Origin of the sequence: Rhodococcus sp. ARC_M12 (genome assembly GCF_022810385.1) — a bacterium.
In the GTDB taxonomy this organism is placed as follows: domain Bacteria; phylum Actinomycetota; class Actinomycetes; order Mycobacteriales; family Mycobacteriaceae; genus Rhodococcoides; species Rhodococcoides navarretei.
The window spans coordinates 155,535-180,650 of sequence record NZ_JALGQI010000002.1; the positions used below are offsets into that span (position 1 = coordinate 155,535).

The 25,116-nt window shown below is 65.5% G+C and carries 28 protein-coding genes and 1 riboswitch; of the genes, 18 read left to right on the top strand and 10 right to left on the bottom strand.

The window, feature by feature from the left end; genetic code table 11:
• The first annotated feature begins 8 nt into the window (after positions 1-8).
• The 4 genes from serC to MTX35_RS04280 all read left to right on the top strand — a co-directional run bounded on the left by serC (position 9) and on the right by MTX35_RS04280 (position 3,785).
• Positions 9-1,130 (top strand): phosphoserine transaminase, encoded by a 1,122-nt coding sequence (gene serC, locus MTX35_RS04265; RefSeq protein ID WP_243593781.1) that lies wholly within the window; start codon positions 9-11, stop codon positions 1,128-1,130.
• 126 nt (positions 1,131-1,256) lie between these two features.
• Positions 1,257-1,928, top strand: coding sequence for a rhomboid-like protein (locus tag MTX35_RS04270; RefSeq protein ID WP_243593782.1), 672 nt, complete (start codon positions 1,257-1,259; stop codon positions 1,926-1,928).
• Positions 1,929-2,040: 112 nt separating this feature from the next.
• Positions 2,041-2,943: a septation protein SepH gene (gene sepH, locus MTX35_RS04275; protein ID WP_243593783.1), complete on the top strand. Its 903-nt coding sequence runs from the start codon at positions 2,041-2,043 to the stop codon at positions 2,941-2,943.
• Positions 2,944-3,029: 86 nt separating this feature from the next.
• The gene (locus MTX35_RS04280; RefSeq protein WP_243593965.1) at positions 3,030-3,785 is read left to right on the top strand and encodes a hypothetical protein; all 756 of its coding nucleotides are present in this window, start codon (positions 3,030-3,032) and stop codon (positions 3,783-3,785) included.
• 105 nt (positions 3,786-3,890) lie between these two features.
• Here MTX35_RS04280 and MTX35_RS04285 read toward each other — a convergent pair whose 3' ends face one another.
• Both MTX35_RS04285 and MTX35_RS04290 read right to left on the bottom strand, forming a co-directional pair.
• Positions 3,891-4,160 carry a DUF2537 domain-containing protein gene (locus tag MTX35_RS04285; RefSeq protein WP_243593784.1) on the bottom strand — a complete coding sequence of 90 codons (270 nt, stop codon included), beginning with the start codon at positions 4,158-4,160 and terminating at the stop codon, positions 3,891-3,893.
• On the bottom strand, positions 4,157-4,960 hold the full coding sequence (locus MTX35_RS04290; RefSeq protein WP_243593785.1) for an RNA methyltransferase: 804 nt from the start codon (positions 4,958-4,960) through the stop codon (positions 4,157-4,159). The genes MTX35_RS04285 and MTX35_RS04290 overlap by 4 nt, the downstream gene beginning before the upstream one ends.
• Positions 4,961-5,035: 75 nt before the next feature.
• On the opposite strand from MTX35_RS04290, the gene MTX35_RS04295 reads away from it, so the two are divergent.
• Complete coding sequence (locus MTX35_RS04295) at positions 5,036-6,235, top strand: GNAT family N-acetyltransferase (protein ID WP_243593786.1); 1,200 nt, start codon at positions 5,036-5,038, stop codon at positions 6,233-6,235.
• Here MTX35_RS04295 and MTX35_RS04300 read toward each other — a convergent pair.
• On the bottom strand, positions 6,216-7,541 hold the full coding sequence (locus tag MTX35_RS04300; protein WP_243593787.1) for an MFS transporter: 1,326 nt from the start codon (positions 7,539-7,541) through the stop codon (positions 6,216-6,218). The two genes, MTX35_RS04295 and MTX35_RS04300, sit on opposite strands and share 20 nt — an antisense overlap.
• A gap of 144 nt (positions 7,542-7,685) precedes the next feature.
• On the opposite strand from MTX35_RS04300, the gene MTX35_RS04305 reads away from it, so the two are divergent.
• The 5 genes from MTX35_RS04305 to MTX35_RS04325 are packed head-to-tail and all read left to right on the top strand — an operon-like array spanning position 7,686 to position 11,392.
• A complete protein-coding gene (locus MTX35_RS04305) occupies positions 7,686-7,913 on the top strand; it encodes a hypothetical protein (protein ID WP_243593788.1) in 228 nt (75 codons plus the stop codon).
• Positions 7,910-8,845, top strand: a complete 936-nt coding sequence (locus MTX35_RS04310) for an ABC transporter ATP-binding protein (protein WP_243593789.1) — start codon at positions 7,910-7,912, stop codon at positions 8,843-8,845. The genes MTX35_RS04305 and MTX35_RS04310 overlap by 4 nt, the downstream gene beginning before the upstream one ends.
• The gene (locus MTX35_RS04315) at positions 8,842-9,615 is read left to right on the top strand and encodes an ABC transporter permease (protein ID WP_243593790.1); all 774 of its coding nucleotides are present in this window, start codon (positions 8,842-8,844) and stop codon (positions 9,613-9,615) included. The genes MTX35_RS04310 and MTX35_RS04315 overlap by 4 nt, the downstream gene beginning before the upstream one ends.
• Positions 9,616-9,653: 38 nt before the next feature.
• Positions 9,654-10,790, top strand: coding sequence for a sensor histidine kinase (locus MTX35_RS04320; RefSeq protein WP_243593791.1), 1,137 nt, complete (start codon positions 9,654-9,656; stop codon positions 10,788-10,790).
• Positions 10,787-11,392 carry a response regulator transcription factor gene (locus MTX35_RS04325; protein WP_243593792.1) on the top strand — a complete coding sequence of 202 codons (606 nt, stop codon included), beginning with the start codon at positions 10,787-10,789 and terminating at the stop codon, positions 11,390-11,392. The genes MTX35_RS04320 and MTX35_RS04325 overlap by 4 nt, the downstream gene beginning before the upstream one ends.
• Positions 11,393-11,397: 5 nt before the next feature.
• Here the strand turns inward: MTX35_RS04325 and MTX35_RS04330 are convergent, their stop codons facing one another.
• Genes MTX35_RS04330 through MTX35_RS04340 form a run of 3 tightly spaced genes read right to left on the bottom strand, consistent with a single transcriptional unit; the run spans position 11,398 to position 14,659 of the window.
• A complete protein-coding gene (locus MTX35_RS04330) occupies positions 11,398-12,669 on the bottom strand; it encodes an MFS transporter (protein WP_243593966.1) in 1,272 nt (423 codons plus the stop codon).
• A 57-nt stretch (positions 12,670-12,726) separates the two neighbouring features.
• A complete protein-coding gene (locus tag MTX35_RS04335) occupies positions 12,727-13,155 on the bottom strand; it encodes a MarR family winged helix-turn-helix transcriptional regulator (protein WP_243593967.1) in 429 nt (142 codons plus the stop codon).
• Positions 13,156-13,207: 52 nt separating this feature from the next.
• A complete protein-coding gene (locus MTX35_RS04340; protein WP_243593793.1) occupies positions 13,208-14,659 on the bottom strand; it encodes an NCS2 family permease in 1,452 nt (483 codons plus the stop codon).
• A 59-nt stretch (positions 14,660-14,718) separates the two neighbouring features.
• On the opposite strand from MTX35_RS04340, the gene MTX35_RS04345 reads away from it, so the two are divergent.
• Positions 14,719-14,958, top strand: a complete 240-nt coding sequence (locus MTX35_RS04345) for a DUF2530 domain-containing protein (RefSeq protein ID WP_243593794.1) — start codon at positions 14,719-14,721, stop codon at positions 14,956-14,958.
• A gap of 141 nt (positions 14,959-15,099) precedes the next feature.
• Positions 15,100-15,243: a hypothetical protein gene (locus tag MTX35_RS04350; protein WP_167327272.1), complete on the top strand. Its 144-nt coding sequence runs from the start codon at positions 15,100-15,102 to the stop codon at positions 15,241-15,243.
• On the opposite strand, the gene MTX35_RS04355 is transcribed toward MTX35_RS04350, so the two are convergent.
• From MTX35_RS04355 to MTX35_RS04365, 3 genes are read right to left on the bottom strand one after another with little or no spacing between them, the layout of a single operon-like run.
• Positions 15,212-15,763 carry a phosphatase PAP2 family protein gene (locus MTX35_RS04355; protein ID WP_243593795.1) on the bottom strand — a complete coding sequence of 184 codons (552 nt, stop codon included), beginning with the start codon at positions 15,761-15,763 and terminating at the stop codon, positions 15,212-15,214. The genes MTX35_RS04350 and MTX35_RS04355 overlap by 32 nt on opposite strands.
• Positions 15,753-18,488 (bottom strand): sacsin N-terminal ATP-binding-like domain-containing protein, encoded by a 2,736-nt coding sequence (locus MTX35_RS04360; RefSeq protein ID WP_243593968.1) that lies wholly within the window; start codon positions 18,486-18,488, stop codon positions 15,753-15,755. The genes MTX35_RS04355 and MTX35_RS04360 overlap by 11 nt, the downstream gene beginning before the upstream one ends.
• Positions 18,485-19,600, bottom strand: coding sequence for a DUF3027 domain-containing protein (locus MTX35_RS04365; RefSeq protein ID WP_243593796.1), 1,116 nt, complete (start codon positions 19,598-19,600; stop codon positions 18,485-18,487). The genes MTX35_RS04360 and MTX35_RS04365 overlap by 4 nt, the downstream gene beginning before the upstream one ends.
• 41 nt (positions 19,601-19,641) lie before the next feature.
• Here MTX35_RS04365 and MTX35_RS04370 point away from each other — a divergent pair, with 41 nt between their 5' ends.
• The 3 genes from MTX35_RS04370 (at position 19,642) to MTX35_RS04380 (ending at position 22,761) form a co-directional block, all read left to right on the top strand.
• The gene (locus MTX35_RS04370; RefSeq protein ID WP_374230232.1) at positions 19,642-20,466 is read left to right on the top strand and encodes a glutaminyl-peptide cyclotransferase; all 825 of its coding nucleotides are present in this window, start codon (positions 19,642-19,644) and stop codon (positions 20,464-20,466) included.
• Between the two features lie 175 nt (positions 20,467-20,641).
• Positions 20,642-22,252 carry an MFS transporter gene (locus tag MTX35_RS04375; protein ID WP_374230239.1) on the top strand — a complete coding sequence of 537 codons (1,611 nt, stop codon included), beginning with the start codon at positions 20,642-20,644 and terminating at the stop codon, positions 22,250-22,252.
• Complete coding sequence (locus MTX35_RS04380) at positions 22,249-22,761, top strand: DUF2771 domain-containing protein (RefSeq protein WP_243593799.1); 513 nt, start codon at positions 22,249-22,251, stop codon at positions 22,759-22,761. Before MTX35_RS04375 ends, MTX35_RS04380 begins: the two co-directional genes overlap by 4 nt.
• Before the next feature lie 13 nt (positions 22,762-22,774).
• On the opposite strand, the gene MTX35_RS04385 is transcribed toward MTX35_RS04380, so the two are convergent.
• The gene (locus MTX35_RS04385; protein ID WP_008719325.1) at positions 22,775-23,191 is read right to left on the bottom strand and encodes a cold-shock protein; all 417 of its coding nucleotides are present in this window, start codon (positions 23,189-23,191) and stop codon (positions 22,775-22,777) included.
• A gap of 197 nt (positions 23,192-23,388) precedes the next feature.
• Here MTX35_RS04385 and MTX35_RS04390 point away from each other — a divergent pair, with 197 nt between their 5' ends.
• From MTX35_RS04390 to MTX35_RS04400, 3 genes are all read left to right on the top strand, one after another.
• A complete protein-coding gene (locus tag MTX35_RS04390; RefSeq protein ID WP_243593800.1) occupies positions 23,389-23,607 on the top strand; it encodes a hypothetical protein in 219 nt (72 codons plus the stop codon).
• A gap of 2 nt (positions 23,608-23,609) precedes the next feature.
• Positions 23,610-23,984: a YccF domain-containing protein gene (locus MTX35_RS04395; protein ID WP_149405031.1), complete on the top strand. Its 375-nt coding sequence runs from the start codon at positions 23,610-23,612 to the stop codon at positions 23,982-23,984.
• A 269-nt stretch (positions 23,985-24,253) separates the two neighbouring features.
• Positions 24,254-24,461, top strand: a riboswitch (cyclic di-AMP (ydaO/yuaA leader).
• Positions 24,462-24,469: 8 nt separating this feature from the next.
• Positions 24,470-25,081, top strand: coding sequence for a resuscitation-promoting factor Rpf1 domain-containing protein (locus MTX35_RS04400; protein WP_243593801.1), 612 nt, complete (start codon positions 24,470-24,472; stop codon positions 25,079-25,081).
• Positions 25,082-25,116: the final 35 nt, after the last annotated feature.

Below are 25,116 nucleotides of genomic sequence, written 5' to 3' on the forward strand. Positions count from 1 at the left end.
GCTACTCCATGGCCGAATTGCCGATCATTCCCGCCGATCTTCTGCCCGCCGACGGACGCTTCGGTTGCGGCCCGTCCAAGGTTCGCCCCGAGCAGCTGCAATCCCTGGTCGACGTCGGCGCTTCCGTGTTCGGCACCAGCCACCGGCAGAAGCCCGTCAAGGACGTCGTCGGACGTGTACGCAGTGGTCTGAAGGATCTCTTCTCGCTTCCCGAGGGCTACGAGGTCGTGCTCGGCAACGGTGGCACCACCGCGTTCTGGGACGCCGCTGCGTTCGGCCTCATCCGCGAGAAGTCGCTGCACCTGACCAACGGCGAGTTCAGCTCGAAGTTCGCCTCGGTGGCCAAGAACAACCCCTTCATCGGTGACCCGATCGTCGTCAAGGCCGAGCCGGGCAGCGCGCCCGAGCCCACCTCCGACCCGTCCGTGGACCTCATCGGTTGGGCGCACAACGAGACCTCGACGGGCGTGGCCATTCCGGTCAGCCGTCCGGCCGGCTCCGAGAACGCCCTCATCGCGATCGACGCCACCTCCGGTGCCGGCGGTCTGCCGGTGAACGTCGCCGACTCGGACGTCTACTACTTCGCACCGCAGAAGTGCTTCGCCGCCGACGGTGGCCTGTGGGTGGCGCTGATGAGCCCGGCCGCACTCGAGCGCGTCAGCGAGATCGCTGCCACGGATCGATGGGTCCCGGACTTCCTGTCGCTGCCGATCGCCGTCGACAACAGCAGCAAGAACCAGACGTACAACACCCCGGCCGTGGCGACCTTGCTGATGTTCGCGGACCAGATCGAGTGGCTGAACGCGCAGGGCGGCCTCGATTGGGCCACCGGCCGCACCGCCGATTCGTCCTCACGTCTGTACGACTGGGCCGAGAAGAGCGAATTCGCGACGCCGTTCGTGACCAACCCGGATCACCGCAGCCAGGTCGTCGGCACCATCGACTTCGACGAGAAGGTCGACGCAGCCCAGGTCGCCAAGATCCTGCGCGCCAACGGCGTCGTCGACACCGAGCCGTACCGCAAGCTCGGCCGCAACCAGTTGCGTGTCGGTATGTTCCCGGCCATCGAGCCGGACGACATCACCGCACTGACCAAGAGCATCGACTGGGTCGTGTCCACACTGAGCTGATTACCAGGGCAGGAGTGGAGCCTGCGGAACGACCATTCGCAGCAAGCTCACAGCTACAGCGCTCCCTTCGCGGCATACACTTGCTATCAAGTAAGCAAGCGTAACGACCGCGGAGGGAGCGCTCATATGTACAGGCTCCTGGCATTCGCGCTACGGATTCGTGTGACTCTGGTGTACTGCGCTCTCGCGGCAGCGGGAATCGTCGCGCTGGGCCAGATCGGCCCGCACGATCGCTGGCACGTACTGCACGCGGCGAGCACCAATCTGCACAATCTGACCGACGGCCACCTCGCCACCCTCGTCACGAGCGTCTTTCTCACCGAAGGACGGGTGAATTGGTCGTGGTTGGCCGCGGTCGCCCTGTTGTTCGCCGTCGCCGAGTGGATCTCCGGCTGGCACCGCTTTCTGCTGACCTTCAGTGCGGGACACCTCGGTGCGACGGTATCGGTGGCCGCGGGCCTGCTCATCGGCATTCACAACGACTGGCTCGCCGACTCGCTGGCGATGGCCGTCGACGTCGGTGTCAGCTACGCAGCAGCCGCGGTCGCAGGGTCGATGATCAGGTACCTGCCGATGCCGTGGCGTGCGGGCTGGGCCGCACTGTGGATCGGCGTCGTCACCATCAGTGGAGTGTCGGACCCGTCCTTCACCGCCGTCGGCCACGCGATCGCCCTGACCATCGGCTTCGGCCTGGGTGCCGTCTACCTTCGCAGAGACGTATCGACGTTGCCGCACAAAGCAATTGATGGAACATCGACCGAATGGGTGCAGCCGGGCCCGCAGCTGTCTACCCTCTGATAGGGAAACGATCGTCGGCACACGCGATGCGTGTCGAACACCCGCCGAGTACGGCGAGTGAACTAGGCTCGAATTCGACGGTATCGCGAGCCGGCGCGATGAGGAGGTCAAGGTGCGAGACTTACGTGTGGTGGGTCTCGAGGCCGACGGAAAGTTCGTCGTGTGTGCAGATCCCAAGACCGGCGACAGATTCCGGCTTCCAGCCGACGACAAGCTCCGCGCGGCCTCCCGCGGCGACATCGCTCGACTAGGACAGATTGAGATCGAAATGGACAGCTTGCTTCGGCCGAAAGAAATTCAGGCGCGCATCCGCAGCGGAGCGACCATCGAACAGGTTGCCGCCGACTCCGGAATGGCCATCAGCCGCGTCGAGGTGTTCGCGCACCCCGTGCTGCTCGAGCGCTCGCAGGCCGCTTCGATGGCTCAGGCCGGTCATCCGCTGCGCCACGACGGCCCCGCCGTGCAGACCCTGCTCGAGATCGTCACCCTCGCCTTCCGTGCTCGCGGGCACAACCTCGACGACGCGGCGTGGGACGCCTGGCGCGACGAGGACAACAAATGGGTCGCGCAGTTGAAGTGGCAGGCCGGCCGCACCACCAACAAGGCGCACTGGCAGTTCCTCCCCGACGGGCACGGCGGCACCATCGCGCCCCTCGACGACACCGCACACGAACTCATCGATCCCGACTTCGGACGCCAGCTTCGCGGTCTGGCCCCGGTGCGCGCACTCGCGTCCGCCGAGGACTCGGGCGACGACGAGGCCTCACAGCAGAGCTTCGACGAGTACTACGGCACCACCGCCGACAGCGAAATGGATGTCGAGACCATCGACGTCGAGGTGGACGCTGTGCAAACCACCGAGCCCGAGCAGCCTCGCGAACCGGCGGCCAGGGAACCCAAGCCCGCACCCAAGCCGGCTGCGGGTCACACCAGCGGCAAGGACAAGCGCGGCAAGCCTGCCATGCCGTCGTGGGAGGACGTTCTGCTCGGCGTTCGCAGCAGCGGTCACAACTGAACGTGACAGATGTGCCGCGCGGTGAAGAATCACCGACGCTCGCACCGTAGGCTTCCCAGGAGGTAACGGAGAGAGAGGTGCCGGTAGTGGGGGCCAAAGCATCAACGATCTGGTACGTGGACGCGCCGGATCCCATTTCTGTTCTCCGAGAGGCAACTACCTCGGACTGGAATGCTGCGACCGCACTCGTCGGACGTCTGTACCCCCACCTGACGGCAGTGCCCCTCGGACAGGGCCCGATATCGACCTCGGCAGGCGTGGACGACGATCACGTCTTCATCGGCTGCTACCCCGGCGTCACCGTGGTGTGTGGATCCAATCTCGCAGTGCCCACGCCGTCGAGTCTTCCCGAATCCTTCACTCGCCCTCTGGCATCCGAGCACACCTACCTCGTCGCCTCGGATCCCCAACACGCCTGGGGAGCGTTCGCCTACTGGGAGCGCGGTGAATTCCGCCGCTCCTTCAGCGCCACACCGGTGTACATCTACGAGGACTCAGGCCTGCCCCTGGTGTGGGAACGGTCCTTCTGGGCCGGTGAGCATCCACTGATCTATCCCCCCGGCGTGATGCCGGATCCGCAATCGCTTCCGTTCCACCCGCAGGAATTCGCCGAGGCCGCCAACGCCGAGTGGCTCGGATTCCGCTACACCGGCGCGCCGCACGCGGACGAATTCGATCCGAACACCCTGCCGGTCTGCGGATTCTCGATGTACGTTCCTGGGCAGGAACCGCCGCCACCGAACCAGCAGAACTCCAACGGCCGGGGTGCACAGGAACCGATGCCCGGTGCCCCCGATGAGCAGGCACCGCGGCCGAAGAAGCGTTGGTTCTCGCGCAAATAGTGGCTCGGGTGGGCACAGTTGCACACAACGACCGCCTGTCGACGGGTTTCCGCCGATCGTCGCCGGTAGTGCGCAACCCTGCCCGCTCCGGGTGCCCGGCGAACGTCAGAACGCCAGCGCCGCCAGTGCCACGAAGCTCAGGATGGAACCGATACCGGCTCCGTACACAGCCCAGCGCCACACCGGGGTCACGAGCCATCGCATGACCGTCGGCGCGGCACCCGCGACAACGATGATGTTCAGGCCGATCGCGAGCAACGGATGAATTCTGGCCAGCTCCAGACCGAATGCTGTCAGGGCCACTCCCACGAGCGCCGCCGAGATCACAGCGATCGGGATTCCGGTCCAACGCACGCTCGCGTCGTGATCGATCACGTCAACCGCACGCGTTCGTAGAATCCCATCGCCGCGGCCGTCGCCACGTTGAGCGAATCGGTGCCAGGGGCCATCGGAATCCGAGCACGAATATCCGTGGCGCGCATGGCATGTTCGGTCAGGCCCGGCCCCTCCGCACCGAGCAGCAGGGCAACCTTCTCCCCCGTCATCGCCGCAGCCAGCGACACCGCCTCCGGGTTGGGCGTCAGCGAGATCAGCTGAAAGCCGTGCGCGCGTACGCGATCGAGGCCGCGCGGCCACTCGGGCACCTTCGCGAACGGCACGCGGAGCACATGCCCCATCGATACCCGCACCGAACGTCGGTACAGCGGATCCGCGCACGCGGCTCCGAACAGCACTGCGTCCACCCCGAGGCCTGCCGCGTTGCGGAACATCGACCCGAGATTCTCGTGATCGTTGACGCCCTCGAGAATCGCCACCGTCTTCGCGTCGGCCAGCACCTCGTCCAGTTCCAGCGCAGGCGGTCTGTTCGCCGCCGCCAACACCCCGCGATTGAGATGGAACCCGACGACCTCGGCCATCACCTCCGCCGACGTCCGGTAGAACGGGACGTCGGAATCTGCCAGATCGTCGCGCAGGGCGTCGAGCCGTCGATCCACACCGAGCAGACTGATCATCGGGAAACGCGAGGTCAACAGACGCTGTGCAACCAACACGCCCTCGGCGATCACCAAGCCCTTGCCCTCGGGCAGGTCGGGCCGCCTGTCCGACGAGTTGAGATCGCGAAAGTCGTCCAGTCGCGGGTCCGATGGGTCGTCGATATCGATTACATGCACCACCCGCTCATCTTGTCACCCGGCATTTCTGGCAGTCCCTCGGCGAAGGCCTACTTCTGTATGGAAAAGTAAAGAGCGATGACTACCGACGAATCGATCACCATCCGCACCGCCACCGACGACGACTGGGATGCCGTCGCGCTGCTCGACGCCCATGCATTCGGCGAGCACCAGAACGCCGAGGACCTGGCCGAGACGCAGATCCTGACCCAGTCCGAGCACGTGTACCTGGCGTGGGACGGCGAGACCCCGGTGGGTGTGGCCATGCACTTCCCGATGTCGGTCACCGTTCCCGGTGGTGCGCAGGTCGAGGCGTCCGGAGTCTCCTGGGTGTCGGTCGCGCCGACGCATCGTCGACGCGGCATCCTGCGATCGATGTTCACTCAGCAGCACCGCGCGCTGAACGACGCGGGCGCACCCCTCTCGCTGCTCACGGCCAGCGAGGCGACGATCTACGGACGCTTCGGCTACGGACCGGTGACCGAGGAGATCAGCGTCTCGATCGACCGTCGATTCGCGCAGTTCCGCAAGGACGCGCCCCCGGCAACCGGTGTACGACTGATCGAATCGGCCGAGGCCACCGAACTGCTCCCCGACATCTACCATCGCTGGCAGCAGCAGACCGCAGGCGCGCAGCCCAAGCCGCCGATCCGCTGGGAGCGATTCTTCGCCGATCGTGAGAACCGACGCGGCGGGCTGACGGCGCTGTTCTTCATCGCCCATCCCGACGGCTACGTCGCCTATCGACGCGGACGCAACCCGAGCCGAGTGGTGGTGGAGGAATTCATCGCGGTGACCGACGACGCGTACGCCGCGCTGTGGCAGATCTTGGTCGGGGTCGACCTGGTCGACACCATCGAGGTACGGCAGGCACGGGACGAAGCACTTCCGTTCCTGCTGACCAACAATCGGCTACCGAAAGTCACCGCGCATCACGACGCGCTGTGGGGCCGCATCATGCACGTCGAGGCAGCGTTGGAGGCTCGCACCTACGCACTCGACACCTCGCTGATCATCGCTGTGCGAGATCCCTTCCTCGATGCGGGCGGCACCTACTCGCTGACCGTGACCGACGGCCGAGCCACCTGTACCCGGGTGGAATCCGAGCCGGACATCGAACTCGACATCGACGTGCTGGCCAGCATCTACTTCGGCACCCATCGGGCCCGACTGTTCGCCGCAGCCAACCGCCTCACCGCCCGCAACGAAGAATCACTGCATGCACTCGACCTGACGTTCGGAACTGCACGCCCGGCCGTCATGGGTTGGGGTTTCTAGAGCCGTTCGGCGCATCGAGCGCTGACGCCGAGCCACCTCGCATCCAGAGGGCGGCGCACAGCGTCACCGCGATCAGCACGGTCATGTACACGATGAAGTCGACACTGCCGTGACCGCTGGTGGCGTGGTAGATCAACGGTGCTGTTCCGCCGAAGAGCGAGTTCGCCACCGCGTAGCCGAAGCCGACGCCGAGCGCACGGATGTGTGCGGGAAACACTTCGGCTTTGGCGATGCCGTTCACCGACAGGTAGCACGTCAGAACGACGAACGCCGACATCAGGATGACGAGGACCACCGGTGGGGACGTCACCCGAGTGGTCGCCACCAGCAGCGCCCCGGTACCCGAGATGCCCAGTGCCCCGAAGGCGATGAGTAGCGGCTTCCTCCCGATACGGTCGCTCAGTGCGCCGCCGATGGGTTGCAGCACCATCAGCACCACGAAGGCGGCAAGTACGACAGCGGTCGCCGTGAGCTCTCCCCTGTCACCGTCCGCGGCGAAGAACGTCTCGCGCACGATCGAGGGAACGGTGACGGTATAGGTGTAGAACGCTGCACTTCCTCCTGCGGTCAGCAGGAACACCCAGACGAGTGGACGCCAGTGATCGCGAAACAGCGCCCCCAGCGTGGATTCTCGCTCTGCTCGTGGCGTTCTCGGCGCAGGTTGCGTGCGATCGAGTCCGCGGGCCCACCACAACGAGGCCAGGCCGGCTGCCCCTCCGGCGACGAACGCCAGGCGCCATCCCCACTCCGAGATTTCTGCACGGTCGCTGCTCGCGAGGAGTACGAGCAGGCAGGTCTGCGCCAGCACGAGGCCGCCGACGATGGTCGCGGCCTGGAACGAGGCGAAGAATCCGCGATGGCCTCGTGTGCCCGATTCGGAGAGCAACACCGTCGCCGCCGCATACTCGCCACCGGTCGCGATGCCCTGGACGATGCTCACGACCGCGAGAATCACCGCCGCCCAGGCTCCGATCGCGTGGACGGTGGGAGTCAGCGCGAGAGCGACCGATCCGGCCGACATCAGAGTCACCGCCGCGACGAGCGCGAACTGTCGGCCACGCGCGTCCGCGAGCCTGCCGAACAACCACGAGCCGAGCGGGCGAACGACGAAGGTCAGTGCGAAGAGTCCATAGACGTACACGAGAGAATCGGTCGAGGCCGGATCGAAGAACTCGGTCCGAAAGTACGGCGCGAACGTTGCGTAGAGGTACAGATTGAACCACTGCACCAGGTTCGGCACGGAGCCCGCAAGAATAGCGCGTACCTGCGTACGACGGTCGGGGCTCGCCGGCTCGGTGCGATTCACGTGCTGAAGGTACCCGAACTCCCGGCAACGAGGGCGCAGTCGGAAAGCACATGACGTTTGTCATGGCTGGACTGTGACGGTGTCACTTCAGGTCATGATGCGCTGCACTGTTTTCGGTGGTTCGGGCGCAGCAGACTCGTAGTCATGAAGCAACCAGACGAAGGAAACCTGTTCACCGATCTGATGGAGCTCGGGCCGGCTCCGACGATGGCGCGTGAGATCGTCGTCATCGTCATCACCATCGCCATCGTCGCCGTGCTGTTCGCGATCGTCGGTACCTCGCTTCCGGCGTTCGTCGCACTCGGCGTCATCGTCGCCTTCATGGGTGTCCGGTTCGTCATCGGAATGCGCCACTGGGGGAGGCAATCATGACCATCATCGATGTCGACGGAATGACTCGACGCTACGGTTCGGGTAAGAACGCGTACGACGCCGTCAAAGCTCTCGATCTGCACATCGCCGAGGGCGAGCTGTTCGGGTTGCTGGGCACCAACGGTGCGGGCAAGACATCCACTCTCGAAGTGATTCAGGGTCTTTCGCGGCCCAGCAAGGGCTCGGTCAGGATCATGGGAATGGACCCCGTGTCCGATCGCCGCAAGGTCCGCCCCTCTCTGGGCATCATGCTGCAGAAGGGCGGCCTGCCACAGGATCTGACGACCGCCGAGAGCCTGCGGATGTGGGCAGGTACCTGCAGCAATCCACTGCCGGTGGCGGACGTGCTCGAACGCGTCGACCTGGCAGACCGCGCCGATACCCGGGTGAAGTTTCTCTCCGGTGGCGAGCAGCGCAGACTGGATCTGGCCTGCGCCATCATCAGCCGTCCACGAGTGCTGTTCCTGGACGAACCGACTACCGGACTCGACCCCGAAAGTCGCCGCAACACATGGCGTTTGATTCAGGAGCTGAAGAACTCGGGGGTGACGATCATGCTCACGACGCACTACCTGGACGAGGCCGAGTCTCTCTGTGACCGGTTGGCGATCATGCACCGCGGCACAGTCGTTCGCAGCGGAACGGTGGACGAGGTGGTTGCCGACCACCCCGCGAAGATCGAACTGACAGCCCCCGGTACGGCGCTGCCGACATTGCCCGGTACGTCCGTCGACGTCTCGGGAGAGACCATCTCGATTCAGACGTCGTCGGTGCAGGACACCTTGACCGATCTGTTGCTGTGGGCTCGACACAACGGGGTGACACTGCACGGCCTGGACGCCCGAGCGGCGTCGCTGGAAACCGTGTTCCTCTCCATCGCAGACGAATTCGACAATACGGACGTTACAGAACAGAAGGTGATGAGCGCATGAGCACGATGACCGCCCTGTCGCGAGCAGAGTTCACGCTGCTGGGACGCAACCGAGTACTGCTGTTCAACGCGATCGTCATGCCGTTGATCGTCCCCATCGTGCTGCTGATCATCGGCAGCCGGGGTGACGGCGGGCTGAGGGACGCAGGCGTCGCGAGTGCGTTGGAGATCTTCGCACTGTTCCTGCTGGTGCTCTTGGTCTACTACAACATGCTCTCGGTCTATGCCACACGTCGAGACGAGTTGGTACTGAAGCGACTTCGTACCGGAGAAAGCTCGGACGTTCAAATACTGCTGGGCCCGGCGATACCCTCGCTGGTACTCACCGTCGCGCTCGGCCTGATCGTCGGAGCCGTGGTGGTGGCCTTCGGTGGGCCGGTTCCCACCAATCCCCTGCTCGTCGCCGTCGCACTCCTCGGCGGCGCGGCACTCTTCGCGGCACTGGCGTTGATCACGTCCGCCTTCACCCGCAACGCGGAAGCCGCACAGATCACCAGCCTGCCGGTCATCCTGCTCGCCATGGTCGGGTCGTCTGCGCTGCGTGGCGTCGTCCCGGATTCATTGAGCAACGTCATCGAGCTGACTCCGATGGCCGCGGTGTCGGACCTGTTGAACCTGGGCTGGTTCGGCACCACCACCCCCGGCGACGCGTCGATCGGATTCGCCGGCACCTTCGGCGAAGCCGGAATGCCACTGGCGGTGATGCTCGCCTGGATCGTCGGCAGTCTGCTGATCGCCCGCACGCATTTCCGCTGGGAACCGCGATCCTAGATCGCACCCTTCGTCGACCGTCTGCAAGGCTGGAGACCATGAAGCTGTACGAGTACCTCAATCCACTGCACGGCTGGAACGACAGCAGTGCAGTGGACAAGGTGCGCGTCTACACCCGTCAATCGTTCCTGACGCTCGCCGTCGCTGTGGGAATCGCAGCGATGCTCACATCTCTGCAGTACGACGACTATCTGTCGATGGCGGCGGAAGCGGTCTGCGCCGCAGCCACTTTCGTAATTGTGCAGCGCACTCCCGCTATCGGTGGCATCTCGAAGGCAAGTCCGCGCGTGCCCCTGGTGATCATGGCCGTCTCCGCTGTCGTGGTGGCGTTCAGCGGAGACTCGAACAACATGCTGTGGGCCGCCGCCCTCGCCACGACTGCCGTGGCAGCTCTGATCCCGTTGCGCTGGTGCCTGGCGGCCGCCGTGGCCTCTGCTGCGCTTGCGGCGGCTCTGGGGCGCCCCGCGATCGAAACGCTGGTGCTCGGTCTCTTCATCGCCTTCATGGCTTTCACCCTGCAACTGTCGGCATGGCTGCTGCGCATCGTCACCGAACTCGACGCCACCCGCGACGCCGCGGCCGCGCTCTCGGTCGCCGAGGAGCGTCTGAGGTTCTCGCGAGATCTGCACGACGTCGTCGGCCGCGCACTGTCCGCCATCGCCGTCAAGAGCGAACTCGCCGCGACGCTTGCTCGTCGGGGTGACGACCGTGCTGCGGGCCAGATGGACGAGGTTCGCCTGCTGGCCCAGGAATCCATGGCCGACGCCAGAAAGCTCGTTCGCGGCTATCGATCGGTCGATGTGGCATCGGAACTCGACGGAGCCCGATCGCTGCTGTCCGCCGCAGGTATCTCCACCGAACTGGTCGGCGAGACCTCCACTCTGTCCGAGCCGGCGGCCGAGGCGGCTGCCTGGATCGTCCGTGAGGGTGTGACGAACATTCTGCGCCACTCCGCGGCCACGTACTGTCTGATCGAACTGACCGACAACAGCATTCGACTCGTCAACGACAATCCGCACGCGTCGGCCGGCCGCGACGACGGCACCGGCCTGAGCGGTCTGCGCGAGAGATTGGTCGCGGTCGGAGGGGCGCTGAACACAGAGAAGACGAGCGAGGAATTCATCCTCACTGCGGCGTTACCGACATCGACCCAGAAGCCGAGGACCACACCATGATTCGAGTTCTACTGGCCGACGACGAGAATCTGATCCGAACTGCTCTGGCGACCATGCTCGATCTCGAGGACGACATCGAGATCGTCGGGCAGGCCGACTCCGGCGAGAAAGCGTTGACCATCGCAGCCTCTCTCGCCCCCGATGTGGCAGTGCTGGACCTACAGATGGGCGGAATCGACGGCATCGAGACGGCCCAGAAGATTGGAGAAGCCCTACCGACGTGTGCGTCGATCATCGTCACCAGCCACGGTCGACCCGGCTATCTGAAGAAGGCGTTGGAGGCCGGAGTGCGCGGGTTCCTGCCGAAGACCACCTCGGCCGCCACCCTCGCCGAGGTGGTGCGCACCGTGCACGGCGGCGGACGCTACGTCGATCCGACGCTCGCTGCAGAAGCCATCGGAGCCGGGGATTCACCGCTCACCCCGCGTGAAGCGGACGTACTCGAGTTCGCCGCCGACGGTGCATCGATAGCGGAGATCGCACAGCGCGCGCATCTGTCGCCCGGCACCACCCGCAACTACCTGTCCGCCGCCGCCGCGAAGCTCGGCGCGGCGAATCGGCACGAGGCCTGCGCACTGGCCCGACGCCACGGGTGGATCTGAACGCGTCACACCTTGGCGGTGGCGGCCACCGTATCGAGCGTCGGCAGCCGGTGTCCGCCGGCGGGCGGTACCACGGTGATCCGCAAGTTGTTGTGCCGCAGTAGATATACGGCCGCGAAGAGTCCCGTTGCCAGGGAGATGATGCCGCCGAACACGAGCGGGGCACGCGGATCGAGCACATCGGCGAGCCAGCCGAGGACCGGGCTGCCCAGCGGGGTTCCGCCCAGGAAGCACAGCATGTAGATACCCATCACGCGTCCGCGCATATCGGACGGCACCGACATCTGCAGAATATTCATCGCCGACGTCGTGAAGGTCAACGTCAACGCGCCGGTAGGCACCAACAGGATCGCCACCAGAACGTAATTGGGCATCAACCCCACGAGCAGCTCGAAAATCCCGAACGCGATGACTGCACCGATGAAGAGCCGTAATCGCGGTGCCGTGGCGCGCCGGGCCGCCAGGGTCGCTCCGGCCAAGGTACCGACCGCGAGGGTGGTCGACAGCAGACCGTAGGCGTCTGCTCCGCTGCCGAACGTGTTGCGCGCCAACACCGACAGACTCAGCGGAAAGTTCAGCCCGAATGTCGAGACCATGAAGACCGTTGCCAGCAGGACCCTCAGGTCGCCGCGCCCCCAGACATACCGAAAGCCCTCCCGCACCTGCCCTTTGGCGCGTGGGGCGGGTTCGACGCGGAAGAGCTGACCGACGTTCATCGCCACGAGAGCACCGAACACGGCCGCGAACGACACGGCATTGATGAGAAACACCCAGCCGGTGCCGACGAGGGTGATGAGCACTCCGGAGACGGCAGGCCCGACGATGCGGGCCATGTTGAAGGTCATGGAGTTCAACGCAATTGCGTTGGCGAGGGTCTCTTTACCGACCATCTCGATGGTGAACGATTGCCGCACCGGCGCATCGATCGCCGACGAGCAGCCTAGGATGAAGGCGATGAGGTAGACGTGCCACAGCTCGACCATCCCCCCGACATCGAGCACACCCAGGACAAGGCCACAGACCGCGGCGAAGATCTGGGTGATCATGAGGAGCTTGCGCTTGTCGTACCGGTCCGCCAGTACCCCTCCCCAGACCGACAGGAACAGCGTCGGCCCGAATTGCAGGGCCATGACGATGCCGACGGCAAAGCCGTTGCCGCCGGACAGCGTCAGAACGAGCCAGTCCTGGGCGACCCGCTGCATCCAGGTGCCGACCAGCGAGACGATCTGCCCCGAAGCCCACAATCGGTAGTTGCGAGTCTTCAGGGCGGCGAACATCGTCGAGCCGGAAGTACGGGAAGCAGGGGCCACCGTTCAAATAATAAACCTAGGTAACTACTCGGAGTCGCTGACCAATGCGCTGATGATTTTCACCGCGTCTCGAAGCGTGTCGAGCTGCTCGGGTCCGAGCCCTGCCAGCTGCGCGGTCATCCACGCCTCGCGGGCACTGGCCTCGTCGGCGATCAGCTCTCGGCCGGCCGGCGAGAGCGACACGATCACCTGACGTCCGTCGGTCGGATGCGGCGTGCGCACCACCAGACCGAGCTCGGCCAACGATGCGATCACCCGCGTCATCGACGGAGGCTGCACCCTCTCCCGCGCAGCCAACGCACCGGGAGTCATATCGCCCTCCCGGCTCAGCGTGGCCAGAGCCGACAGCTGAGTCAGTGATACTTGCGAGTCCACTCGCCTACCCCGAAGGTGGCGAGTCAGCCTCACCACCGCAAGCGACAGATCGCTTGCCAATTCCCGATTGTCTTTCACAATGTTTCCCGACGTCACAGCGCAGAGGATACGCCTTGGTACCGACCACGCATCATGTAACCGCCTCCGTGATGGGTCCGACGGCGAAATATGCGACGAACAGCAATGCGACGATCCACAGCAGGGGATGTACCGACTTCGCCCGGCCGGACCCGACGGCGAGTATCACCCAGGTGATGAAACCGACGCCGATCCCGTTGGCGATGGAGTACGTGAACGGCATGACCACGATGGTCAGAAAGGCAGGCAACGCGTAGTCGAAGCGTCGGAAGTCGATGTCGAGTACCTGCCCGATCATCAGCGCACCCACCACGACCAGGGCCGGAGCCGCTGCTTCGATCGGAACGACGGCGGTGAGCGGAGTGAAGAACATGGCCAGCAGAAAGAGCAATCCGGTGACGACGTTGGCCAGTCCGGTGCGGGCACCCTCGGCGATGCCGGACGCCGATTCCACGAACACGGTGTTCGACGACGCCGAGGCCCCACCTCCGGCGATCGCTCCCGCTCCCTCGACCACCAGCGCCTTGCCGATGTTCGGCAGTGTCCCGTCCTTGTCCAGCTTGGCTTCTTTACCCAAACCGGTCATCGTGCCCATCGCGTCGAAGAAGTTCGCGAGCACGAGGGTGAACACCAGCAAGCTCGCGGCCAGCACGCCGATGCGCGTGAATGCTCCGAGGAGATCGACGTTGCCGACCAGCGACAGATCGGGCGACTGCACCAACTGACCCGGCAACTGCGGTACCGACAGATTCCAGCCCTTCGGGTCGACGCCGTTGGACGGACCCACATCGGTGACGGCTTCGACGATCGCCGCCAGCACCGTCGTGACCACGATGCCGATCAGCAGACCGCCGCGCACCTTGCGCACCACCAGCACACCCATCAGCAACAGCCCGAACACGAAGATCACCGTGGGCCACGACGCGATGGACCCGTCGATCCCGAGGCCGACGGGAACCGTCGTGCCTGCGGCATCGGGGATGCGGCGGACGAACCCGGAGTCGACCAGCCCGATGAAGGCGATGAACGCGCCGATGCCGGCCGCGATCGCCGCTTTGAGTTCGGCCGGGATTGCGTTGAACACCGCCGTGCGGAACCCGGTGACGGCCAGGAGCACGATGATGATGCCGTCGATGACGACGAGCCCCATGGCCTCGGGCCACGTCACCTGAGGAGCGATGGTGACGGCGAGCAGGGTGTTGATGCCCAGACCCGCGGCGATGCCGAAAGGGTAGTTCGCGATGATGCCGAAGGCGATGCTCATGAACCCGGCCACCAGCGCTGTCACGGCGGCGACCTGGGCGACCGGCAGGATGTTACCGAGCACGTCGGTCTTGGCCGCTGCATCGTCGGCCGAGAAGCTGCCCAGAATCAGCGGATTGAGGACGACGATGTAGGCCATGGCCACGAACGTGACCACGCCTCCCCGTACCTCGGATCCGACGGTCGAGCCACGCTCGGTGATCTTGAAGTAGTTGTCGAGTAGCCGCGACGACAATTGCATGAGCGAACGATAAAGCACACCGCGAGACTTGGGGAAATATGGTGGCGTAGCGTGATTTCGTGGCCGACCTCCCCCAGATCCCGCGCAGCCTCACCGATCCCGTGCCGGTGTTGGCGATCGGCATCCTCGGGTGGATCGTGGCACTGGTGGTGTTCACGGCCACCGGAGACCGGGACGGTGACGTCCTCGCAACGTGCTGGTCCGGCATCGCGGTGGGTGCAGTAGGGTTCGGGATCTTCCTGCTGCAGAGAGCGGCGTCACGTCGCGGGAGCAGAACCGCCCAACGCGGGCTCGATTGAGACCAGCATCACGTAAGCGCCATCACCTTATGGCCTCTGACGTGGGCAAACTAACCCGTCAGCCGGTTGAGTAACACAAAGTTAACGTGGACCATGGGTTATGTCAGTTCAGATAACCTCTCGATCCACGAAAGCCAGGCCATGAAGTTCGTCGCTCAGTACCGCAATCGCCGTAACCACGTCCGCTCGCTCCGCGCCCTCTATGCACGCGCCAACGCTGTCTCCAGCCCGGCCATGCGCGACGAGTTGCTCGTCATCGCCCAGCGCTCGGATTTCTCGCGCTGATCAGCCTGACGGCATAGATCCATCCCAGCCCCCACAGGGCACCGAACACCCAGCCGGCCAACACATCCGTGGTCCAGTGCGCACCCAGATAGATCCGAGAGAATCCGATCAGCAGGGACGCGACCACAGGTAGCGCAAGCAGTACCGGCCGATGCAGCCGCGGATCCGGCGATCGCAGCATCACCGCGATCGCCACCGTGGCAAGCAGCATCGACATCGTCGCGTGGCCCGATGGAAACGAATGGCTCGCAATATCCACCAGCCGCGCCGGAATCGGCGGACGCTCCCGCGCGAACGCGAATTTCAGCGCATTCATCAGACCCCACCCGGTGAGCATCGAGCCCGCCACCAGGACGGCATCAGATCTGCGTCCGACGCGAAGCAACGCAACGACGACCACCGCGGACAGCAGGAACATCGACACCGTGTTGCCCAGCGTGGTGATGATCCAGAACATCGTCGTGACCCACTCGACTCGATGCTCGACCATCCAGTCCAGGATCACCCCGTCAGGCCCCACGTGGTCGCTCCCAACTCTCCGTGCAGTGGACCGTTCCGTCGGCGGTCACCCACCACGGGACTCTGCGCTCGCCGCTGACCGCACCCGACAACCGCACCACGAGTTCGCGATGCACCACCACCCCACCGGACGGCAGCGGCAATCCCATGACCGCGCAGGCCAACAGAGCCCCGGGTTCGCGATCCCAGGAGCTGACCCGTCCGGTTCCGAGTACCTCGCCACCGATCGCCTCCGACGCCGTCCGGATGTCGAGAACGTCGGCCAGCGCGGCCCCGGAGGCCATGTCCGAGAGCACGGCGATCTCCTGCGGCACCACGCTCGCCAGCCATGGGGAGTCGATCACGAGCGCATCCGACGCATCCACGACGTCGCCGACAAGCGTGCGGACACGATCCGGTGGATCGATGTCCGAGACCTCGATGCGGCGCTCCGCAACAGCGGTGGCGATCGACGTGTGGGTTCTGGCGATCACCGCAGGCGTCGGACGCCGCTTCGGGTCCGACAGCGCTGCCAGCAGCACGCGAGCCGTTTCGGCGCTGTCGCATACCGACGCGCTGAGCACCGCCTGCAGTTCGTCGGCACGCGGATGATCCAGCGGATCGAGCAACCCGGCGAACGTCTCGTCCGACGGTGCCCGAAAAACGATCGGACGCGAATCATGGACTCGCGCATGCCGTCCGATCCACCACGCGGTGTAACCGTCACGGTCGGTCAGTGCCGCACAGGTACTCGGATCGTCCAGCAGGACGGTCAGCGCCTCGGACCAGACGTCCGATCGGACGAGGTCGAGATCCCGAACCGCGAGAAGCGTTTCCGGCTCCTCGGACAGACTCGACCACCACGCCGACTCGTCGTCGAGATCGTGATCCGGCCCGGTCGGCAGCTCGTCGCGCAGCACAGAGAACCCCCACCCGACGCCCACTGCTCGCAGCGCCCGCTCACCGAACCTGTCCACCACCGCAGTCGAGAGGACGCCGAACGGCGAATCCTCGATCAGCAGCTCCGCCAACGGCGCTCCGGGAAGCAACAATTCGTCGGCACTCCGCAATTCGCCCTCGTCGTCTTCGAGGGGCAGACCGCCGAGCCAACTCGGCAGTTCACCCGCCTGCACCGCCCGCGCCAGCGCCAGCACGGCGGAGACCAGCCCGTCGACATCCTCGGTCTCATCCCAGTCGAGATCGTCCAGAGCAGCCTCGAGCGCCGGGTCGGTGAGCAGTTCGGTCGCAGTCGCCTCGCGAGCACCCAGCCGCGTCAACAACGGGCTCACCGCATCCGGATGCACCAGCCGGACCCAGGTGACAGCAGCAGCAGCGTCGGAGCCGATCACCGTCATCCGCGGACCGGTCACCGTACGACCGTCCGCCAGCGGAACAGGCAGCGCGGCAAGCTCTTCCGCAGCCACACCGTCGACCACGAGTGGAGCCAACGCGTCGAACAGCCGCCGCCACCAACTCGGCTCGCGATCGAGCCCACCGACCATCTCCGCCAGCCTCGCCAAACCGATCCGGTGCACCCCCACCGCCGCGAGCGCCGACGCATGCCGCGCACCCGACAGCGATGCCGCGACCAGATCGGGCACGACGCCCGCCAGCACCGAAGTGAGTTCCTCGGTGGCGTCCGCGACGACGTTCGCCCGCTCGGGCACGAGGTCATGTCCGTCAGCGCCAGGAAGCCATGGTGCACAGGACAATCGATGAAAGACGAGTTCCCGCAGTGCACCGTCGACCGCACTGCGGGCGAATCCGACCTCGGGTACGAACGAGACCCTGGATGCGGCAGGCAGCGAGGCCACGAAGTCCACGTAGCCGTGCGCGACCGCGTCGAGCGAGACACCCGGCAACACGCGTCGCCGATCGGGCTGCATCGGCACATCGGCAATGACCAACGCGGGCAACGACAACAGCTCGTCCGAGCGGGTCGGAGCGCGCAACACATCGGGCGACGCGGGAACGGGCAGACCGTCGACGACCGGAGCGAGCCATCGTGCGGCCGGTGTCGTGAACTGTCGCCAGGTTCGCGATCCGATCACGATCTCGGCACTGTTTCCTTCGAGTTGCGTTCTTGCGCAGTCGATCACGACGCCGTCGATCTCGATGGAGTGCAACGCCTCCAGTTCGAGCAGCAGGTCGACCGCCTCATCCGCAGACCCTGCGGCGAAGGAATCCGCCGCCACATCACCTCGCAGTGTCAGCACGATCTCGGTATCGAACCCATCGGCGGGCGAGGCGGCGACCGGCCATGCGAGCCGCAGCACCGGAACGCCGGTATCAGGCGGGCGCACGTCTCGTTCACCCAGCGCCTCGCGCGTGCGGTGCGCGCTGAACGCCACGCCGCCGCCACGCGATCGCACCTCGATCTCGTCGGACACCGATCGCACCGCAGTGAACCCGACACCGAATTGCCCGACGCCCGAATCTGCGGCAGTCTTGCCCGACGCCCTCAACGCGGTCAACGCGTGCACACCGGAGATATCTAGCGCAGCACCGGTATTGGCGATATGCAGGGCGCCGTTCTCATCGGTCCACACAGCCAGCCGACCCGGGACGCCTGCCCGCTGCGCGGCATCGGCTGCGTTCTGTGCCAGCTCGGTCAGCAGACGATCGCGGTAGCCACCGCGCACCAGATCGGACTCGGACGCTGAGTCCTCCCGAAGCCGGGTGGGCGACGATGCCCACGCCGCGAGAATCGACTCCCGCAGCGATTCGGTATCGAACGGATCGATCAGCTCGGAGATGCCGAATCTTCTTCCTGCGCAGCACGATCGGTGGTGCTCGACGCATCATCGGTGACGGGCGAGACATCGGCCGAGATGGCTTCGGTGGCCGACGACTCTGCCGACGCGATCGCGTCCGGGGCCGGGGCCGGGACGTCATCCGAGGCCGGTCCCTCGTCCGGGGCCTCGACCTCATCGGGGGCCTGATCCGGGACGGTCGTATCGACGACATCGGTCGCCTCGGCCGCAGCAGCCGTCTCGACAACAGCGTCCGCTTCGACAGCGTCCGTCTCGACAGCGTCCGCCTCGACAACGGCGTCCGGTGCGGCTGATTCGGCTGATTCGGCCGGGGCAACCGGCGAGGCCACCACGTCGAGTGCAGCGTCGTCGTAGGGCTCGAATTGCGGCGATCCGGCTCCGGTGGGGAGTTCGGTGTCGGAGTGCGCTCCGCAGCCGTACTCGGCGTGCACCACGTGTCCGTCGGCGGCGAATTCGTTGCCGCACACTCCGAATGCGGCGGACAGCGAACCGGCGAGGGGAAGGTAGAAGCCGCAGAGCCCACAGGTCGACGGCGCAGCCTTGGCCATCTCGGTATCGGGACCGAAGTCTCCGTCGTGCCAGCGCTGGGCGGCGTCGAGACGTCCTTCGAGGCTGGTGACCTTGGTTCGGCCGAGACCGATCTCGCCTGCCACCTCGTCGATGGCAGGGTCACCGGTCGCGACGTAGCCCGGCACGAGCCGCGGATCGTCCTGGCGCGGAGACAGCAGGTCACCGGGCCCCAGATCGCCGGGACGGATGCGCTCGTCCCACGGCACCCAGGACGGTGCCACGAGGGCGTCGGGGCCGGGCAGGAGAACGAGCTCACTGACGGTGGCGTGATCCGCGTCCTCCGGGGCCGCGACCACAACGGCCCACTGCCAACCGCGGTACCCCTCGAGATCGCTGGCGAACCGGTGAGTGGCCGCACTGGAGTCTTCGACGGTGACCCCGAGGTACTCGCCGATACCTCCCTCTCCCAGGTCGAGCAGTGCCTGCCGCGCAAGGTCCACGGCATCGGCCAAGACGGGGCGGATGGAATCGAGCTCTGGAGAAGATGTGAAACTCACACATTCAGTTTGCCGCATCGACTCGGTGACGCCCAGTTCGGGCTGCCATCATGGGTGCAATGACCGTCCGTGCTCGCACCTTCGCTGCCCTCGTGACCTCACTGCTGGCCGTGTCCGCATGCTCGTCGACGACGCAACCGGCTCCGGTGACGTCCGACTCGGTTCCGGCACTGACCACCGAGGTCGTCCGCGAATACGACCGCGGCGACGACGCTTTCACCCAGGGATTCGAGATCGACGGCGACGTCCTCTACGAAGGCACCGGACTGGAAGGCTCGTCGTTCGTCCGCCGTACCTCGCTCGAGAACATGACCGAACTGGGGCGGGCGGATCTGCCGTCCGACCTGTTCGGCGAGGGCATCACCGTCGACGGCGACACCCTCTGGCAGATCACCTGGCAGGACGGGGTCGCGATCGAACGGGACCCGGACAGCCTCGCCGAGCGACGCCGAGTGGACTACGACGGCGAAGGATGGGGACTGTGCTCGCAGGACGAGCGCCTCGTCATGAGCGACGGCTCGTCCACCCTCACCTTCCGCGACCCCACCTCGTTCGAGGCCGAGTCCGCCGTGGACGTCACGCTCGACGGCAATCCGGTGGAGCGGCTCAACGAACTCGAGTGCGCCGACGACGGATCGGTGTACGCCAACGTGTGGCAGACCTTCGACATCATGCGCATCGACCCCGAGACCGGCGCGGTGACAGCCGTCATCGACGGCACCCCACTGTGGAATTCGATGTCGGCCTCCGAACGAGACGGCGCCGACGTGTTCAACGGCATCGCGCAGATTCCCGGCACCGACCGGTTCCTCGTGACCGGCAAATACTGGCCCAGGATCTTCGAGGTGCGATTCACCGAAACCGCGCCCGTAGGACAGAATTGACACCGTGACCGATCCACGTCTCCCCCACACCCCACCGGGTGCGGACGACCCACACCAGGATCACTCCGCGGGCTCCGCTCACGACCAACACCAGGATCACTCCGCAGGCTCCGCTCACGACCAACACCAGGATCACTCCGCAGGCACTTCTCCTGACCCACTCGCGCATCCGGGTCTGGCGAACTACCCACCCGCGACTCCTGTCACGCCCACCCATGTCCCGAGCAGGCGTCAACCCTTGCCGCCGTTGCACCCGCCGCGAACCGAGCAGATCACGGCGGCGCGCGGCAAGTCCGGTGCCCGCAAGCCGCCGCCGATGCCCAAGAAGCTGACCGTCACCCGCGTCGCCGCCATGCGCGGACGCGAACTGACCGGCAAGGGAATCGCGTCGTTCCAGCGAGCCGCGAAAGCCGACGGTGCCGACAAGTCCGGACTGACGGCTCTCACCTACGCGACCATGGCGAACTTCGCTTCGGACGCCGCGCTCGCGATCGCCTTGGCCAACACTCTGTTCTTCTCGGCTGCCACCGGTGAGGACAAGACCAAGGTCGCGCTGTATCTCGTCATCACGATCGCGCCGTTCGCGCTGATCGCGCCGCTCATCGGACCGTTGCTCGACCGGTTGCAACACGGCCGACGCATCGCGCTCGCCACCTCGTTCGGGCTGCGCACCGTGCTGGCGGTGGTGCTGGTGTTCAACTTCGACAGCTGGGTGTTGTATCCGGCCGCGCTCGGCATGCTCGTCCTCAGCAAGTCCTTTGCGGTACTCAAGAGTGCGGTGACGCCACGAGTGCTGCCACCTGACATCGACCTCGTGCGCGTCAACTCTCGACTCACCGTGTTCGGTCTGCTCGGCGGCACCATCGCCGCCGGCGCTGTCGCCGGCGGCATCGCGTTCGTTGCGGACTCCCCAGGGGCTCTGTGGTTCGTCGCCGCGATCACCGTTCTCGGTGCCTACCTGAGCATGCGCATCCCGTCCTGGGTGGAGATCACCGAGGGCGAGGTGCCCGCGACCCTGAGCTACCACGCGGATCAGCACCACGCCGATCGAGACCGCGGCAACGACTACCCCGGCAACGGGGCTCCGACGGAGACCATCAGACGCACGCCACCGGCCGACGGACCCGCCAAGAATCGCAGACAACCGTTGGGCCGGGCAGTGATCGTCGGCCTGTGGGGCAACGGCACCATCCGGATTCTCACCGGCTTCCTGACTCTCTACATCGCCTTCGTGGCCAAATCCCGCACCGAACACGAACCGCTGCAGCAGGCCGCCATGCTCGGACTCGTCGGAGCCGCAGCAGGCCTCGGCAACTTCTCGGGCAACGCGCTCGGTGCCAGGATCAAACTCGGCCGGCCATCCCTTGTGGTCCTTCGCTGCACCCTCGCCGTCACAGTGGTGGCCGTCGTCGCCGCAGTGACCGACAGCCTGCTCACCGCAGCGGTGGCCGCGCTCGTGGCGTCGAGCGCCAGCGCACTGGCCAAGGTCTCGCTCGACGCGTCCTTGCAGGCCGATCTGCCGCCGGAGTCGATCGCGTCGGGATTCGGCCGATCGGAGACCGTCATGCAGCTGTGCTGGGTGCTCGGCGGCACGCTCGGCGTCCTGCTACCCACCGAGTATTGGCTCGGTTTCAGCGTGGTCTCGGTGTTGCTTACGATCGGGCTCGTGCAGACATTCCTCACCTACCGCGGCAGATCGCTTCTGCCCGGCTTCGGCGGCAACCGCCCCGACCACGTCGAACAAGAACTGTCCGACGGTACCTTCGGCGAAAACGTGACCAAGTGAATCTCGCTCCCCGCACCAAGAAGATCGCGGCCCTGCTCTCCGCGGGTCTGCTCGTCGTCGCCGCCGCGTTCGTCGCGGTGCTCGCCCTGCTGATCGGAAACGCACCGGAGAAGGAACCCGTCATCTCCGCGTACTCCAACGGCCGGACTGTCGAGGTCGAGCCGTACCTGTACTGCGCCGTCAGCGACCCGCTGTGTACCAACGTGGGAGAGACCACCGAGATTCGGGTCGGCACGGCAGCGACGGTGCAACTCTCACTCCCCGAGGCCGTCTACTCGGCACCGTGGGTACTCGCCCTGGTCTACGGCGACGACAGCGGAAACATCGTCGAGGACAGCCGGTTCAACGAGCCGGGAACCAGATTGAGCGTCACGGTGCCGACGATGGACGACAGCGATCGAACCCTGCTCGGAATCGAGGTTCGCCTGCCCACCGGCATCATCGACACCGACACCAATCAGGAGGGCTTCGTCAGCCACGCCATCTGGTCGATCGGGATGCTGCCCTAGTCGTTCTCCTGGATCAGCTGTCGAGCTCGCGCGCGACGGCCCGGACCACCTCGGAGATGCGCTGCGCGATCTTCCGGTCCGGGTACTTGCCCTTACGCAGTTCGGGCTGCACGGTGGCCTCGAGCAACGTGATCATGTCCTCGACCATCCCGTGCAGTTCGTCGGGAGTGTGCTTGCGCTCGACGGGTTCGCGGCGGGTGCTTCCGGTGTTCTGACGCACCGACGGTGCCGGCTCGAGCACCTTCAGGCTCAGCGCCTGCGGCCCGCGACGGCCTGCGGCCATACCGAATTCGACGCGCTGACCGGCTTTGAGGCCCTCGACGCCCTCGGGCAGCGCCGAGGAACGCACGTAGACGTCCTCGCCTTCCTCCTGCGAGAGGAATCCGAATCCCTTGTCGACGTCGTACCACTTCACCTTGCCGGTCGGCACTGAGCTCACCCGTTCATCTGTTGCTGTCGATGGTTGCGTTGTTCGTGGAACCGATGTTCGGTCCGCACAAGTTTCGCGCCCCACGAGAACGTAGGACGCGAATACGCCAGTCTAGCGCGGTGAGCCCGGATAGAGCATTCGAGTTGTTCGCCTCACCGCGCCCTCACCGCAGCACGCTTCGCACTACCGTGGTGCATGTGGACACATCGACTCGTAAGAGCAGCACCGTACTGCTGCGCATCGCGCTGGCCCTGTTCGCGATCGGCCTCGTCGCCATCGTCGCGATCCTCGTGTTTCCGATCTTCTCCGCCGCCAAGCCCCCACTCGGGCTGTATCTGACGGCCATGTTCTCCGCGCCGACCGGCTTCGTGCTGGCCCTGGTCTACGCGTTGGCATCCGGACGACGGGCGCGCTGATCATGAGATTGATCCTGAACGTCATCTGGCTGGTCTTCGGCGGCCTGTGGCTGGCACTGGGCTACTTCCTCGCCGGACTTCTGCTGTGCATCCTGATCGTGACCATTCCGTTCGGCATCGCGTCGTTCCGCATCGGCGTCTACGCACTGTGGCCGTTCGGCTCGACGATCGTCGACAAGCCGGGGTCCGGATCCGGCGCACTCGTCGGGAACGTGCTGTGGCTGATCCTCGCCGGTTGGTGGCTGGCCCTGACTCACGTGGTCACGGCCGTCGCCATGGCGATCACCATCATCGGTATTCCGTTGGCGATCGCGAACCTGAAGATGATTCCCGTATCGCTGATGCCCCTCGGCAAGGACATCGTTGCCATTCGGTGACCTCTCGGATCGGTTGCCGCCGATGTGACTTCCATCACATCACGCTCCGGTAACGGACAGGCAACGGACAGGGGTTCAATGCCCGGCACGTCCACTAGCTGGGCGGACGCGAGAGACCTGAAAGAGGTACAAAACGCGCTCGCGGCGACGCCCCGAAACCGACAGTTACCAAATAGTGACGTAAGGCGGGAATTTCAGTACGGTCAGCAGCGGCCGGAAAGTTCGGCCGAATTCCGGCCCGCAGCGCCAAACCTCGTCCCGCGGGAACCGGAAAACCCTCGACGATCACCCAGGGGACGAGGACGGGGGACCCACGTCCTCCACGGACAACCGGGAAGTTGTAGCGACTCACGAAGCCGCACCGACTTCCCTTGGGGTGAAGCCCAATTGCCCACTTTCAGGAGTGAGCGAAACGGCCGGGCTACCTCTCAGCCCGAACCCGACAGCTGACCTCGCAGGCGCGTGTGGAGAGGATTTCAACTCGTATGAGCGGACGTCATCGCAAGCCGAGCACCACGGGCAAGACCGTCGCAAAGGTCGCAGTCACCGGAGCCATCATGGGCACCGCGAGCATCGCCTTCACCGGCACTGCCAACGCGGCACCGGATTCCGACTGGGATCGCCTGGCTCAGTGTGAAGCCGGCGGCAACTGGGGCATCAACACCGGCAACGGTTACCAGGGCGGGTTGCAGTTCTCCCCCAGCACCTGGAACGCACACGGTGGACAGCAGTACGCGGCCACGGCCAACCAGGCCAGCCGCGAAGAGCAGATCGCAGTCGCAGAGAAGGTCCTCGACTCGCAGGGTTGGGGTGCATGGCCGTCCTGCTCCTCCAGCCTCGGACTGAACAGCGCGCCCACCGAGCGCAGCGTTCCGGTCACCCCCAAGGCACCGGAAGTTCCCGCGCTCCCCGACCTGTCGTCCATCCCGGCCGTGGACAGCTCCGCCGAGGTCGTCGAAGGCATCGTCACCGCCGTCCAGAACATCACCAACGATCCGCAGATCGCTGCGTTCGTGCAGAACGCGGCCCAGGGCATCCAGCTCGATCCGCAGGTCGTGAACTTCTACCAGGCCAACAAGGCATTCCTGCCCCAGTAAGCTGCCTGGCGGTTCCAGCTCGTACGAAAAAAGCC